Source organism: Chryseobacterium sp. SNU WT5 (assembly GCF_007362475.1).
Lineage (GTDB): Bacteria > Bacteroidota > Bacteroidia > Flavobacteriales > Weeksellaceae > Kaistella.
In genome coordinates, this window is the sequence record NZ_CP041687.1 from 1,531,088 (window position 1) to 1,545,288 (window position 14,201).

Genomic DNA, 14,201 nt, shown 5'->3' on the forward strand with positions numbered 1-14,201 from the left:
CTACGATTAGTCGATTGCTTTTTTTATTACTTCTTTTTTAAACTGATTCCCGCGGTCTTCATAATTATCGAAAAGGTCGAAACTTGCGCAGCATGGTGAAAGCAAAACTGTGTCACCTTTTTCCGCTAATGATCTGGAGATCTTTATCGCTTCTTCCATACTTGACGTGCTATAAATCGCCTCCTTTTTATCTTTAAAAAAGTCTATAATTTTCTGATTGTCGAGTCCAAGACAAATAATAGCTTTAACCTTTCTTTTAACTAAGTTTTCTATTTCGGTATAATCATTTCCTTTATCTACCCCACCAACAATCCAAACGGTAGGCTGTTTCATACTTTCTAAAGCAAAGTAGGCTGCATTTACATTCGTCGCCTTACTGTCGTTAATGAACGTTACGCCATTAATTTGGGCGACTTGTTCTAAACGATGCTCCACCGCTTGAAACGTCATTAATGAATTTCTTATGCTTTCATTGCTTATTTTCAGTATCTTACTGGCAATAGAGGCTGCTAGGCTGTTCGCGATATTATGATTTCCAACTAAAGAAAGTTCTGCTATTTTCATAGAAAACTCATCTTCAATCTTCACCATGATCTTATCATTATGAATATAACCGCCTTCTTTCAATTTCTTTTTTGTAGAAAAGGGAATTTTTTTCGCTTTGATTGCTAGTTTTTCGAGTAAATTCATACTCATTTCATCATCCTTATTATAGATGAAGAAGTTATCATTCTCTTGATTTTCAGCGATTCTGAATTTTGCCATGGCATAATCTTCATAATTGTAATTGTACTGATCGAGATGATCCTGACTTAAATTCAATAACAAAGAAATAAACGGTCGGAAATTTTGAATATCATCTAACTGAAAAGAACTTACTTCCAATACATAATAATCGAAATTTTCGTCCGCTACTTGTCTTGCAAAACTTTTCCCGATATTCCCGGCTAAACCAACATTCAAATGATCATTTTTTAAAATATGGTAGATCAATGACGTGGTTGTGGTTTTGCCGTTACTTCCAGTAATTGCAATAATTTTTGCGGGAGTAAATTCGGCTGCAAATTCAATTTCAGAAGACAGTCGAATACCTTTTTGATTAATTTTAAAGATAATATCTGCCTTCTTCGGAATTCCTGGGGACTTAATGATCCAGTCTGCTTCAAGAATCCTTTCTTCGTCATGGTGTTCTTCTTCAAACTCAATACCGGCTTCAGTTAATTGCTTTTTATAATTGTCCTTAATCGCACCTTTATCCGAAAGAAAAACATTTAAGCCTTTCTTCTTCGCTAAATACGCAGCACCAACACCACTTTCTCCGCCACCTAAAACAACTATTTTCATATTCTTTTATCTGACTTTTAAAGTGATTAAACAAATTATTGCGAACAGCACTCCGATAATAACCATGCGGTTTACAATCTTGCTTTCGTGATAACCTTCTTTTTGATAATGGTGATGAAGAGGAGACATTTTGAACAGCCTATTATTCTGGGCATACTCCAGTCCGTATTTTCTTTTTCTGTATTTAAATACTCCAACCTGCAGCATTACGGAAACATTTTCGATGAGGAAAATTCCACACAGCACAGGAATCAATAACTCTTTTCTTAGGATAATTGCTAGAACTGCAATTACTCCCCCCAACATTAAACTTCCTGTATCTCCCATGAATACTTGTGCGGGATAGGTATTGTACCAGAAAAAGCCAATTACTGCACCAACAAGAGCGAGGGCAAAAATGGTTGTTTCCCCCATATTTGGCAGGAACATGATATTGAGATAATCTGCGAAAATGATGTTTCCAGAGAGGTAGGCAAAAAGAGATAATGTAAGCAGAATGACGACACTCGTGCCCGCGGCGAGACCGTCGATCCCGTCGGTGATGTTGGCGCCGTTCGAAACAGCAGTTACAATAAAAATAACCATTGGGATAAAAACTACCCATGCCCACTCGTGTGCATCTTCAGGCGTCATCCAGAATAAGATACCACTATAATCAAATTCGTTATTTTTTACAAAAGGAACCGTGGAAACAGTTGATTTCTCCGGTTGCATGAAGTTCGCTTCCACATTATTTCGGTTCACTTCTTTGGCATCTGCATATTTTCTTTTCACCGTAATATCTGGGTGAAAGTACATGGTTATGCCAATAATTAATCCTAATCCAACCTGTCCTATGACTTTGAATTTTCCGCTTAGCCCGTCTTTGTTCTTTTTAATTTTCTTTAAATAATCATCGATGAAACCAATTGCACCCATCCAAACTACAGAGATAATTAGCAGAACAATATAAATATTCAAAACCCTGGTAAATAGCAGGACCGGTATCAGCGTTGCCATAATGATAATTAAACCTCCCATTGTTGGCGTGCCTTCTTTTTGTTTTTGGCCATCTAAACCTAAATCACGAACTAACTCACCCATTTGCTTATTTCGCAAATAGTTGATAATTTTTTTACCAAAAACCAACGCAATAATTAGAGAGAGTAGAACCGCCATTCCCGCCCGGAAGGATATGAATTTAAACATGCCCATTCCTGGAATGTGAATTCCATGGTCGCTCAAATATTCGAATAGGTAATATAACATGTTGTATTATTTAATCTTCAGTTGTTGTTATTTTGACATGAGCCTTGCAAGCTCAATGATGGTTTCCTGATCATCAAAATGATGTTTAACTCCATTAATTTCCTGATATGTTTCATGGCCTTTGCCAGCTACTACGATAATATCTTTGGGTTCGGCAAATTTAATTGCCATTTTAATTGCTTCTCTTCGGTCTGGGATAGAAGTGTATTTGCTGAAATATTGTGGTTCTACACCTTTCTCAATCTCTCTAATAATTTCTGCGGGATCTTCCGTTCTTGGATTATCGGAAGTGATGATTGCCAAAGTAGATTTGCGAGTGGCAATTTTTCCCATCTCAGGGCGTTTGGTAACGTCTCTGTCACCACCGCAACCAAATACAGTGATTAATCTTTCATTTTTAGTTCGAATCTCATTAATAGAATCCAAAACATTTTCCAAAGCATCGGGTGTATGTGCATAATCAACGACGAAGAAAATGCCGCCATCAGATTTTAATGTTTCAAATCTACCTTTTACTCTTTTTAATTGTGAAAGAGCGGGTAAAATATCTTCTGTATGAAGACCGCATTCAATTGCCACAGCATAAGCAAGTAATAAATTGTAAGCGTTGAATTTTCCTGTTAAGGTGGTCCAGAATTCTTTTCCATTGAAATTGAGCAGCATTCCATTAAAATCAACTTCTGTGATCTTTCCATGATAATCTGCCATCGTTTTTAAAGCGTAGGTTTTTTTCTTCGCTTTGGTATTTTGAAGCATTACGTTTCCGTTTTTATCATCAACGTTGTTAATGGCAATTGCATCTAAATTCAGTTCATCGAAAAATCTCTTTTTCGTTTTAAGATATTCTTCAAATGTTTTGTGATAATCTAAATGATCGTGTGTAATATTAGTAAAACCTGCGATCTTAAATTGTAAACCTTCCGTTCTGTGTTGATGAATTCCGTGAGATGAAACTTCCATAAAAGCAAATTCGCAACCTGCTTCTACAGCTTTTGCCAACATTTGATTCAATCGGATGACATCCGGAGTCGTGTGTGTTGAAGGAATAATCTCTTCGTCGATTCTATATTCTACGGTAGAAATTAATGCAGATTTAAAACCTAAAATTTTAAACAGATCAAATAAAAGAGTAGTGGTAGACGTTTTTCCATTCGTCCCTGTAATACCAATGAGGTTTAATTTCGCAGACGGATTTCCATAAAAATTAGAAGCCAAATGTGCCAGAGTTTTTGAAGCGTCTTTAACTTTAATATAAGTGATTTCTGCTTTAATATCAGTTGGAAGTTCTTCGCAAACGATTGCTTTTACTCCTTTTTCAAGGGAAGAAGTAATGAAGTCATGTCCGTCGGAAACTGTTCCTTTTATAGCCACATAAAGGCCATTCTCAACTGCTTTTCGGCTGTCAAAAATGATTTCTGAAATAAATCGGCTTTTATCTCCGAAGATTTCCAGGACTGGGATTCTGTGTAATATTTCTTCTAAATTCATACTCACTAAGAATTAGTTCTGCAATTGCAGATAAATCCTTTGATTTTTATTAATGATCGTCCCTTCTAAAGGGAATTGCTCTTTTATTTTGCCTACTCCTTTATAATCAACACGATAGCCGAAGTTTTCGAGTTGTGGGATAATGTTTTTTCCGATTAAACCGGTAACTTTCGGCATCGTGTTCTGGTTCACGGCAATTTTCACCATCGGTTTCATCATTTTGCTGAGGTCCACTTTTTTATCGACCAACATTTCTTTCTCGATATTTTGCGGTGTTTTCAGGAATGTTTTTCCAGCGATCTCTTTAAATACTGGTGCTGCAACGGTAGATCCGTAAAAACCCTTTGCATTGTCTGGTTGATGAACCATCACGATACAAGTATATTTAGGGTTGTCGGAGGGGTAGAACCCTGCAAAACTGGCTATATACTTTCGTGGTCCTGGTTTCCAGTATTCAAATCTTGCTGTTCCTGTTTTTCCCGCCATTTTAAGATTGGGAGTAAAAATACTTTTGGCAGTTCCTTTTTCGACCGCTTTTGTCAATGCGTTGGTCATCATTTGAATTGCTTTGTCTGATGCCATTTTATTGACCATTACTTGTGGTTTTGCATCGTAAAGAGACGAGCCATCTTTCATTATCTTTTCAATAAATAGAGGCTTTAGCATTTTTCCTTTATTGGCAATACCGTTATAAAAAGAGGTCAATTGTAAAAGATTAAATCTAGAGGAGTAGCCATAAGCTAAAGAGGCTAAAGTCGCATCATTCCACCTCTTATCCTCTGGTGTTACAATGTATGGTCTGGTAACTCCAGGAAGCTCCAATTCCATTTTGTCAAACATCTTCCATCTCTTTAAATGATCCAAAAAAACTTGCGGCTTATCTGCGTAATATTTGGTAATGAGTTTTGCAGACCCCACATTACTTGATTTCGCTAAAACGTCTGAAATGTCATAAGTCCCCCCGCCGTGATCATCAGAAATTCTTTGCTTAGCATAAGTCCATACCCCATTTCCAACATTCACTGTGGTATTCTCATCGATGAATCCATCATCCATTGCAGCGAGCAGAGAAACTGTTTTAAATGTAGAACCGGGTTCTGTGGCATCTTTTAGCGCATAATTATAAGCATCAACATAAATTCCGGGTTCAGTCCGTCTGAGATTTACCATGGCTTTTACTTTTCCGGTGGAAACTTCCATGACGATAACTGATCCATGATCTGCATCAAAATTTACCAATTGCTTTTCTAAAGCAGAATGAACGATATCCTGGATTCTAATATCAATTGTTGTATAAACATCTTCTCCGTCAATAGGTTCATTCACCTTCCAGTAATCAATAGGTTTCCACTGGCTGGAGTTCACTCTTTGTTCAAGTCGCGATCCATCGGTTCCGGTTAGGTATTTTGAGAAAGCACCTTCCAACCCAGATTTTGCGGTTCCGTTATCCATGCCAATTGTTCCTGCTCCAATTTGAGTAGTGGCCAATTCTCTTTTGTAATTTCTGTCAACGATAAATCCGCCTCTGTTTTTACCTTTTTTGAAGATTGGAAACTGTCGAATTCGGTCGTAATCATCAAAGTCCAAACCTTTAACTAAAGAATAATATTGATTTTCTGCTTTTCTCTGCTGATCAAACCGGTCTCGGAAATAGCTTCTTGGCTTACCGAACATCTTAGATAAAGAATCGGATAAGGCGCCTATATTACTCGAGTAAATAGTGTCTTTAATGATTTTGAAATCTAAATAAACATCATACCGCATTACGGTAGTTGCCAAGATCGACCCATCTGAGGCGTATAGGTTTCCCCGTGCTGCTTTTAAGGTTGCTTCACGGTAATTTTTATTGATATAGTCGTCTTTTATTTCCTGAACGTTGGTGTTTTGTAAGACCAGAATTCTCCCAAGAAAGACCAAAAACACAACGAAGGCAAAACCTGTAAAAAGGTAGCCCCATCTCAATGTTTTTGAGCGTTTTTTTTCAAATTCATTTTGCACTGCCATCTAAACTATCTAATTTTATCAATATTTTGTGTGGGTGATTTTCTAATGATAGCAGAGAATCCTGCACCATTTCTTTACCTAGTTCTGATTCTAATTTTACTTTAATGAGTCTGCTTTGTGCATACGCATTTCTCGATTTAAACTCTTCGGTCTGTTCTTTTAAAATATTTACATGCTCGATCTTCTGACTCACCAAGTGATTGCTATAGATCATGATCATTAATAAGAAAAACACCAATACGAAGTAGCGGTAATGAATTGTTACTTCATCGCGGTTCAGAAAGTTTCCTTTTATAATATCTATAAAAGTGAGTTTTTTCTGTGGGCGATTTGTTGCTCTTTTTGCCATGAATAGATGATTGATGAAATATCTGTTCTTATTTTAATTTTATTCCTGTTCGTAATTTTGCGCTTCTCGCTCTTGAATTTTCTTTAATTTCTTCACTATCCGGAATGACTGCTTTTGTTTGTAAAAGATTAAATGTCTTCGAGTAATTACCGTAAATATCTCTGGCCGGTTCTCCTTCGAACATTCCGTTTTTCAAAAATCTTTTAACAAGCCGATCTTCTAATGAGTGATAAGAGATTGCTACCAATCTGCCGCCAGGTTTTAAAATTCTGTGAGCCTGAAACAGCATTTCTTTTATTGCTTCTAATTCCTGGTTAACCTCAATTCTTATGGCTTGAAAAATTTGTGCGTAAACTTTATTCTGCTTGAATTGCGGGATATAATTGAAGAGTTTTTTTAAATCTTCAGTGGTTTCAATCGGTTTTAATTTCCGGTGATTGACGATTTCTCTTGCTAGCTTTCTGGATTCTCGAATTTCACCGTATTGGTATAAAATGTCTGCAATATGTTCTTCTTCGTATTCGTTGATGATTTTTTTAGCATCTAAAAGTTGCATTACGTTCATTCTCATATCGAGTGGAGCATTGCTTCTCGTAGAAAAACCACGTTCTGCTTCATCAAACTGATGGGAAGAAACTCCAAAATCAGCTAAAATGCCATCAACTTTCGAAACACCATACATAAAAAGGGCATTTTCCAAAAATCTAAAATTTTGATTAATCAGCGTAAAGCGCGGGTCATCAATATTGTTTTTAAGTGCATCCAAATCTTGATCAAAGCCATATAGTTTCCCTTTGGCAGAAAGTCTGGATAGGATTTCTTTGGAGTGGCCTCCGCCACCGAAGGTACAATCCACATAAATTCCGTCGGGATTCGTTAACAAATCATCGACACTTTTTTTCAGCAAAACAGGATTGTGATACATTTTTATTTTAGCTATAAATATTTTACTTAAAATTTCTACGTGTTTTACTACACTTCTTCGTCAAAACTGATGTTGCCCATTACTTCTTCTGCAAGTTTCGCAAAATCTTCTTCCGATGTGGCAATTACTTTTTCGTACGTGTCCTTGTCCCAAATTTCAAAAAGGTCACCTGCGCTGGTGATCACTATTTCTTTACGAAGGTTTGCATACTGTGTAAGATCCTTTGAGATCTGCAATCTTCCTGCATTATCTGGTTCAACAATTTTAACTCCGGCGGTAAACATTCGGATAAAATCAGCATTTTTCTTAATGAAACGGTTAAGTGTGTTGAGTTTTTTCATCAGATGCTCCCAACCTCGCATTGGATAAACTTCTAAACAGGATTGAAACACAGCACGCTTTACGATAAAAGAGTCATCGCCGAAGTTCTCCATCTGTTTTACCAGAGATGAAGGGAGTTTCAGGCGACCTTTGTCGTCAATTCTGCATTCATATGTACCGATGAAGTTGTTCATTTGGGACAAATTTATAGAAAAATTTCCAAAGGCTCCCACTTTTTCCCACTTTTTGACTTAATGTTAATAAGTTTTGAATTTTGTTTTAACATATTGATTAAAAAGCAGTTATTAATTAGAATTTTATTTTGTAAAACTTTGGTTTACTTTCCATATTATTTCATATATTTATTAATATTTTTTTCTAAACAAATTGATTATAGCGTTTAATTTGTATTTTTGCACACGCTTATTGCGACAATTTTTATGATATTTAAAACTAAAAAAGAAAAGAAATTCGCTTTTATTGAAGCTGGAGAAGGGAAACCGGTAATTTTATTACACGGACTGATGGGTGGTTTAAGCAATTTCGATAGTACGGTTAAATATTTTTCGGACAGAGGATATAAAGTCTTTGTGCCTGTTTTACCTATTTATGATCTGCCTGTTCTTAACACGAATCTTACAACGATTGCAAAATTCGTTTCGAAGTTTATTGATGAGAAAGTAGGTGAGCCTGCTGTTATAGTTGGAAATTCAATGGGTGGTCATGTAGGATTAATTCTTACATTAGCAAGGCCTGAATTGGTTACGCACTTGGTATTAACAGGGAGTTCGGGTTTATATGAACGAACTTTTGGGGATAGCTTTCCTCGAAAAAGTGATAAAGATTATATTCGTAAAAAAACTGAAGAGGTGTTTTACGATCCAGCTATTGCAACAACTGAATTGGTAGATGAGGTTTTTTCTGTAGTCAACGACAGAATGAAAGGAATCAAAACGGTCATGTTAGCGAGAAGTGCTATTAAACATAATATGTTAAATGACCTGCCCAAAATTACAACACCAGTTTGTTTAATTTGGGGGAAACAAGATAATGTAACTCCGCCAGAAGTTGCGGTAGATATGCATAAGTTTCTACCTAACTCTGATTTATTCTGGATCGAAGAATGTGGTCATGCAGCAATGATGGAGAAACCAGAGGAATTTAATGATATTCTGTATTCCTGGCTGGAGAAAACAAAAAAGTAAGATGATGGAAGTTTATTCTTCCATTTTTTATTTAATTACAATTGAAAAAGAAAGATTATGGTTATCAAAACGGCAGAATTCGTAAAAAGTAGTGATCGATGGCAAGACTGTCCAGAACCTACGATGCCGGAATATGCATTTATAGGAAGATCCAATGTAGGGAAATCATCATTGATTAACGCTCTTATGAATCATAAGTATTTGGCAAAAACCTCCGGAACTCCGGGAAAGACTCAATTAATTAATAATTTTTTAATTAATGGGAGTTGGTCTTTAACAGATTTACCGGGATATGGTTATGCCAGAGTCTCAAAAAGCATGCGTAAGGATTTTGAGAAGATCATAACCAATTACATTCTTAATCGGAAAAATTTGGTTAATTTATTTGTTCTGATTGATTCACGACATACTCCGCAAGCGATAGATATAGAATTTATAGAGTGGTGCGGTGAAAATGGAATTCCTTTTTCGATTGTATTTACGAAAGCAGACAAATTGAAGCCAAATGTATTAATTTCAAATGTTGAAAATTATAAAGCTGAACTTTTAAAAACTTGGGAAGATTTACCAGAAATCTATGTCACATCTGCCGAGAAGAAAACAGGTGGTAAGGAAATTCTTGATTTTATTACGAAAACCAATGAATTCTTAATGCACAATCACGTTAAGTTTTAAACAGCGAAGTTGAAAGATTATGAGTAGCACCATTGTTTGGAAAATCAAATCCTTTGCGGAGCTTACTGCATTTGAACTTCACCAAATACTACAGGCGAGAATTGATGTATTCGTAGTGGAACAAAACTGTCCATATAATGAAGTTGATGGTGATGATCCGAATGCGCTCCATCTTTGGGGAGAATTAGATCAGGAAATAGTTGCGTATTGTAGAATTTTCAAACCGGGAATAAAGTATAAAGAGGCTTCTATTGGCCGGGTTTTAACACCCCTGAAATTCCGTAAAAATAAATTAGGTAAGCGGTTAATGAATTTTGCGATACAGATTATATCTTCCCAATTTCGGACTTCCGAAATCACAATTTCTGCTCAGGATTACCTGATTGCATTCTATACCGATTTGGGATTTAGGTCAACTGCCAAAAGCTATTTGGAGGATAATATTCCGCATACCGAAATGAAGAAATTTTAATTCTACTAAAAAGATAGTTAATGGATGAGATTTATTCTCGTCCATTTTTGTTTATATCCTACAAGTAAAAGGAATTTCTTAAATTAGCGACTTAAATAAATTATTAAATGAAAAGAATTTTTTTATTGCTCACATTTATGTTGAGTTTTCTGCAATTAAAAGCAGATGAGGGGATGTGGCTTTTGACAATGATCAAAAGACTGAATGGAGTCGATCTTCAGAAACACGGGTTAAAATTAACTGCTGAAGAAATTTACTCAGTGAATAACTCAAGTCTTAAAGATGCTATTGTACAGTTCGGTGGTGGATGTACTGCAGAAATGGTTTCTAAAGAAGGATTATTATTTACCAACCACCACTGTGGATACGGAAATATCGCAGCTCTTTCAACACCTGAAAAAGACCATTTGACCAATGGTTTCTGGGCAATGAAAAGATCAGAAGAACTTCCTGCAAAAGGACTTTCGGTTAGATTTATGGTGAGAATGGACGATGTTTCAAAAAGAATCAACGATAAGCTTAATAATAATATGTCTGGTGATGAAAGAAAAAATATCATCGATGCAGAATTTAAAGCAATTCAAACAGAAAACTCCGAAAACGGAAAATATACCGTTGTTGTAAAATCATTCTATAATGGAAATGAATTTTATTACTTCGTTTACCAGGACTTTAAAGACGTGAGATTAGTGGGAACTCCTCCCAATGCGCTAGGTAAATACGGTGGCGATACGGATAACTGGGAATGGCCGAGACATACTGTAGATTTTTCAGTATTCCGAGTGTATGCTGATGCTAATGGAAATCCAGCAGAATATGCACCTGGAAACGTCCCAATGAAACCAAAACATGCATTGCCTATTTCATTAAGAGGATATAAGCCTGGTGATTTTACAATGATCGTTGGGTTCCCTGGAACAACAAACAGATTTCTTAGTTCATTTGGAATTGAGCAAATGGTAACCAAGGATTATCCAGCTTGGGTAGAAGCTTCTAAAATGGCCATGGATGTGATGAAAAAATACATGGACAAAGATCAGGCAACAAAAATTAATTACGCTTCACAGTATGCTTCCGTAGCAAACTATTGGAAGAATAGACAAGGAACTATCGATGCTGTAAATAAAAACGGAACGATTGCCGATAAAAAGAAATTAGAACAAACCTTCCAGAACTGGGCGCTTTTACCAGAAAATGAAGCCATGTATGGGTCTGTTTTACAAGAAATTAAATCTAATTATTCCCAGATTTCAGATCGGAATGTAGAAAGAAACTACAGCTCTCAATTGCAGAGAAATGCAAAATACATCTCTATCGCTTATCAGGTAGGGTCACTGCTGAAAAGCTATGCTGATCAAGATGAAGCAGGTAAAGCAGCAATGAAACCTAAAGTGATAGCTGCAATTGATAGAGTTTATGAGAAATTAAATGTAAAACTGGAAGGTGAAATGCTAAACTCAATGGTAAATCTTTACCAACAGAGAGTTAATAAAAATGTAGGTTCACAAACCCTTTTTGCTGCTGACGCTAAAACATTATCAAATGTTGCATTTTCGTCTATTTTTGCTACGAAAGAATCGGCAATGAACTTTGTAAACAATCCTGACCGTTTGAAAATAGACGCAGATCCATTGTTTAAGATGGCGAATAGTTTTGTTGAAGATCAGAAATTAGGTGGTGATAAATTTGCTAAAATAGATGAAGCTTTTGCAAAAAACAGCAGAATATTTTTAGATGGTTTAAGAAAATCTCAACCTAATACCGCTTTCTATCCAGATGCAAACTCTACAATGAGATTAACTACAGGTTCAATAACGACCTTGCCAGAGAGATCAGATAGAAATTACGCTGGAATCAAACAAAAAGATAACTATTATACCGAAATTAACGGTATGGTAGCGAAACATAAAGTAGGTGATGAAGAGTTTGAATTACCACAGAGATTCTTGGATTTGGTTAAGAAGAAAGATTTCGGACAGTATAAAGACAAGAAAGGTTTTATGCCTGTAAATTTCTTATCTAATAATGACATTACAGGAGGTAACTCAGGTTCTCCAGTGTTAGATGGTGAAGGAAGATTGTTAGGTTTAGCATTCGATGGTAACAGTGAAGCGCTAAGCGGTGACATTATCTTTGACAAGAAATTACAGAAAACAATAAGTGTAGACGTAAGAATGGTTCTTTGGACTATTGAAAAATACGGAAACGCTGGTCATTTGATTAGTGAAATGACTTTAGTAAAATAGTTCTTTTTAGAATAATTTTTGAAGACCGCTGATATTATCAGCGGTCTTTTTAGTTGTAAAAGACAGTATATTTTCAAAAACGATAAAATCTTTCACACTCTTTCGACCAGTGATTATTTTTTATTTTTAATGTGTTGGATCGTGAAGGAAAAAGAAAACGTCCATTAATTGCTCGTAAGAAATTATAGTTGGATCTTAGGCTAACTGTTCGATTTAAGCATCACAAGTCTCCTCAGTATATTTTTCTTCATAAGTGATCCGTTTTTTATGTTTGCCTTAAATATCCTTAAGTGCTATATTTTACGCTGTTTAATAATTCTTCTTTATAGTATTTTTCAGATTGAGAAGTTTTGGTATAAATATGGATTTTTGCGCATAATCGCAAAAGAAATGCAAAAAAAATTTATATTTGACAAACGTTTCTTGCATATATTTGAATTGTAAATAATGTCAAAAAAACATTATAAAATAATTTTATTATGAGAAATTTGAAAAAACTTACAAGAGGTGATTTGAAAAAAGTAAAAGGTGCCGGAGATATGATGGCGGTAGTGTATGCTTTCTTGGTGATGGCTTTGTGAACGATATGGTCTCTCTCTCGTGAGGTTTATATGATTAATAGTGGGGCCATAACTAGTTCATGCATGAAACGTATGTAGTTTATAACATTTATAAACGGGATGATTACACATTCTGTTTATTTTTTAAATTGTGAAATGAAAAAAATAGTTTTAATCTTTTGTTTATTAGTATTCTACAAAGTAACTGTTGCCCAAAACATTACTTTCTTGTATGAACTCTCACAAAAAAGAGACTCAGATGATAATAAATATTCTACCACACCCTTTTATTTGGATGTGATGGGAAAAGAATCTGTTTTTCGTTCAGAAAAAGATAGATATTCAGATTCTTTAGTTGAAAAGACAGGATTTGGGATCGGTAGCGGACTAACTTTTGCAAATCAGTTTTACGTAAAGAAAAATTTATCTAAAATGGAGATTATAAAAAGCATTACAACTCCTCTGATGAATTATAAATATGATTTGAAAATAAGTGATACATTAGATTGGCAAATATCTCCAGAAAAGCAAAGAATAGGAGAAATTGAATGTCAAAAAGCATACTTAAAATATGGAGGCAGAAGTTGGGTAGCGTGGTTTTCTGAAAGTATACCCTTACAAGACGGGCCCTATATTTTTAATGGGTTGCCTGGGTTAATCGTTAAGATTTCAGATGAACAATCAAATTTTGTTTTCAATCTTGTAGAAGTGATGAGTTCTAAACAAAAAAATATTTATATTTAAGAAAAGGAAAACTCATCAATTGGGAAACTTTTAAAAAGATTCAATTAGATTATTACAATGATCCTTATGCCGAGCTGAAAACCAAAAACATAAAATATCAAGTAGCTGATTCTAATGGGAACCCAATTTCTATGAATTTTAAGCAGTTAACTGAAAACGTACAAAAGCAAATTAAAGCAAGCGGAGATCCAATTGAATTAGATCACAAACTAGAATATCAGTAAATATTCCTTTATGGTCTCTTACCTTAGATAGGTTGATGAAATTTTTCATTTATTCATTAAAATCAGATCAAATTAATAGAGGAATTCTGAGCGACTTACAAACTATCTAAAGCTAGGTAAGACACTATCCCGCAAAGTGTGTAAGTTGAAAAGTTGAAGGTTTGAGTTTTTTATAACTTGAGCCTTTGTTCAAATATACGCATAAACTGATTAGTACAATTCCCCAATCTCTGATGGGCATTGTCCATTTTTGGTAGCTTCTCTTAAGGTAAGGAAAACGGATTTTAAAACGGAATCATCAGTAGGAAAAGACCAAATTATTTCTTTGTCCGTTTTTTTATTTCACTGTGATTCTTTTCAGAATTGAATTTTATTGGTCGTACCGCTTAATGAAAT

13 protein-coding genes and 1 pseudogene are annotated in these 14,201 nt (G+C 35.2%); 6 read left to right on the top strand and 8 right to left on the bottom strand.

The genetic code is table 11. The features are described 5' to 3' along the window. Positions 1-6 precede the first annotated feature (6 nt). From murD to mraZ, 7 genes are read right to left on the bottom strand one after another with little or no spacing between them, the layout of a single operon-like run. Entirely contained in the window at positions 7-1,344 is a 1,338-nt protein-coding gene (murD, locus tag FNJ88_RS07310; protein ID WP_143852553.1) for a UDP-N-acetylmuramoyl-L-alanine--D-glutamate ligase, read from the bottom strand. Between the two features lie 6 nt (positions 1,345-1,350). Further along, a complete protein-coding gene (gene mraY / locus FNJ88_RS07315; RefSeq protein ID WP_143852554.1) occupies positions 1,351-2,592 on the bottom strand; it encodes a phospho-N-acetylmuramoyl-pentapeptide-transferase in 1,242 nt (413 codons plus the stop codon). Positions 2,593-2,619: 27 nt separating this feature from the next. Next, on the bottom strand, positions 2,620-4,080 hold the full coding sequence (locus FNJ88_RS07320) for a UDP-N-acetylmuramoyl-L-alanyl-D-glutamate--2,6-diaminopimelate ligase (RefSeq protein ID WP_143852555.1): 1,461 nt from the start codon (positions 4,078-4,080) through the stop codon (positions 2,620-2,622). 12 nt (positions 4,081-4,092) lie between these two features. After that, on the bottom strand, positions 4,093-6,084 hold the full coding sequence (locus FNJ88_RS07325) for a penicillin-binding transpeptidase domain-containing protein (RefSeq protein WP_143852556.1): 1,992 nt from the start codon (positions 6,082-6,084) through the stop codon (positions 4,093-4,095). Next, complete coding sequence (locus FNJ88_RS07330) at positions 6,068-6,433, bottom strand: FtsL-like putative cell division protein (RefSeq protein WP_143852557.1); 366 nt, start codon at positions 6,431-6,433, stop codon at positions 6,068-6,070. The genes FNJ88_RS07325 and FNJ88_RS07330 overlap by 17 nt, the downstream gene beginning before the upstream one ends. Positions 6,434-6,461: 28 nt before the next feature. After that, a complete protein-coding gene (rsmH, locus tag FNJ88_RS07335; protein WP_143852558.1) occupies positions 6,462-7,358 on the bottom strand; it encodes a 16S rRNA (cytosine(1402)-N(4))-methyltransferase RsmH in 897 nt (298 codons plus the stop codon). 47 nt (positions 7,359-7,405) lie between these two features. Continuing rightward, entirely contained in the window at positions 7,406-7,873 is a 468-nt protein-coding gene (gene mraZ / locus FNJ88_RS07340) for a division/cell wall cluster transcriptional repressor MraZ (RefSeq protein WP_143852559.1), read from the bottom strand. A gap of 246 nt (positions 7,874-8,119) precedes the next feature. Between mraZ and FNJ88_RS07345 the strand changes: the two genes are divergently transcribed. The 6 genes from FNJ88_RS07345 to FNJ88_RS07370 all read left to right on the top strand — a co-directional run bounded on the left by FNJ88_RS07345 (position 8,120) and on the right by FNJ88_RS07370 (position 13,581). Continuing rightward, complete coding sequence (locus FNJ88_RS07345) at positions 8,120-8,884, top strand: alpha/beta fold hydrolase (protein ID WP_143852560.1); 765 nt, start codon at positions 8,120-8,122, stop codon at positions 8,882-8,884. A gap of 57 nt (positions 8,885-8,941) precedes the next feature. Beyond that, positions 8,942-9,559, top strand: coding sequence for a ribosome biogenesis GTP-binding protein YihA/YsxC (gene yihA / locus FNJ88_RS07350; RefSeq protein WP_143852561.1), 618 nt, complete (start codon positions 8,942-8,944; stop codon positions 9,557-9,559). 19 nt (positions 9,560-9,578) lie between these two features. Continuing rightward, on the top strand, positions 9,579-10,031 hold the full coding sequence (locus FNJ88_RS07355; protein WP_143852562.1) for a GNAT family N-acetyltransferase: 453 nt from the start codon (positions 9,579-9,581) through the stop codon (positions 10,029-10,031). 107 nt (positions 10,032-10,138) lie between these two features. Next, positions 10,139-12,277, top strand: coding sequence for a S46 family peptidase (locus tag FNJ88_RS07360; RefSeq protein WP_143852563.1), 2,139 nt, complete (start codon positions 10,139-10,141; stop codon positions 12,275-12,277). Positions 12,278-12,756: 479 nt separating this feature from the next. After that, positions 12,757-12,858 (top strand): bacteriocin-like protein, encoded by a 102-nt coding sequence (locus tag FNJ88_RS14620; RefSeq protein ID WP_410494962.1) that lies wholly within the window; start codon positions 12,757-12,759, stop codon positions 12,856-12,858. Positions 12,859-12,993: 135 nt separating this feature from the next. Then, entirely contained in the window at positions 12,994-13,581 is a 588-nt protein-coding gene (locus FNJ88_RS07370) for a GLPGLI family protein (RefSeq protein ID WP_185145787.1), read from the top strand. A gap of 394 nt (positions 13,582-13,975) precedes the next feature. Here the strand turns inward: FNJ88_RS07370 and FNJ88_RS14625 are convergent. Further along, positions 13,976-14,117 (bottom strand): annotated as a pseudogene (locus FNJ88_RS14625) (IS256 family transposase); the annotation flags it as partial. Between the last annotated feature and the right edge of the window lie 84 nt (positions 14,118-14,201).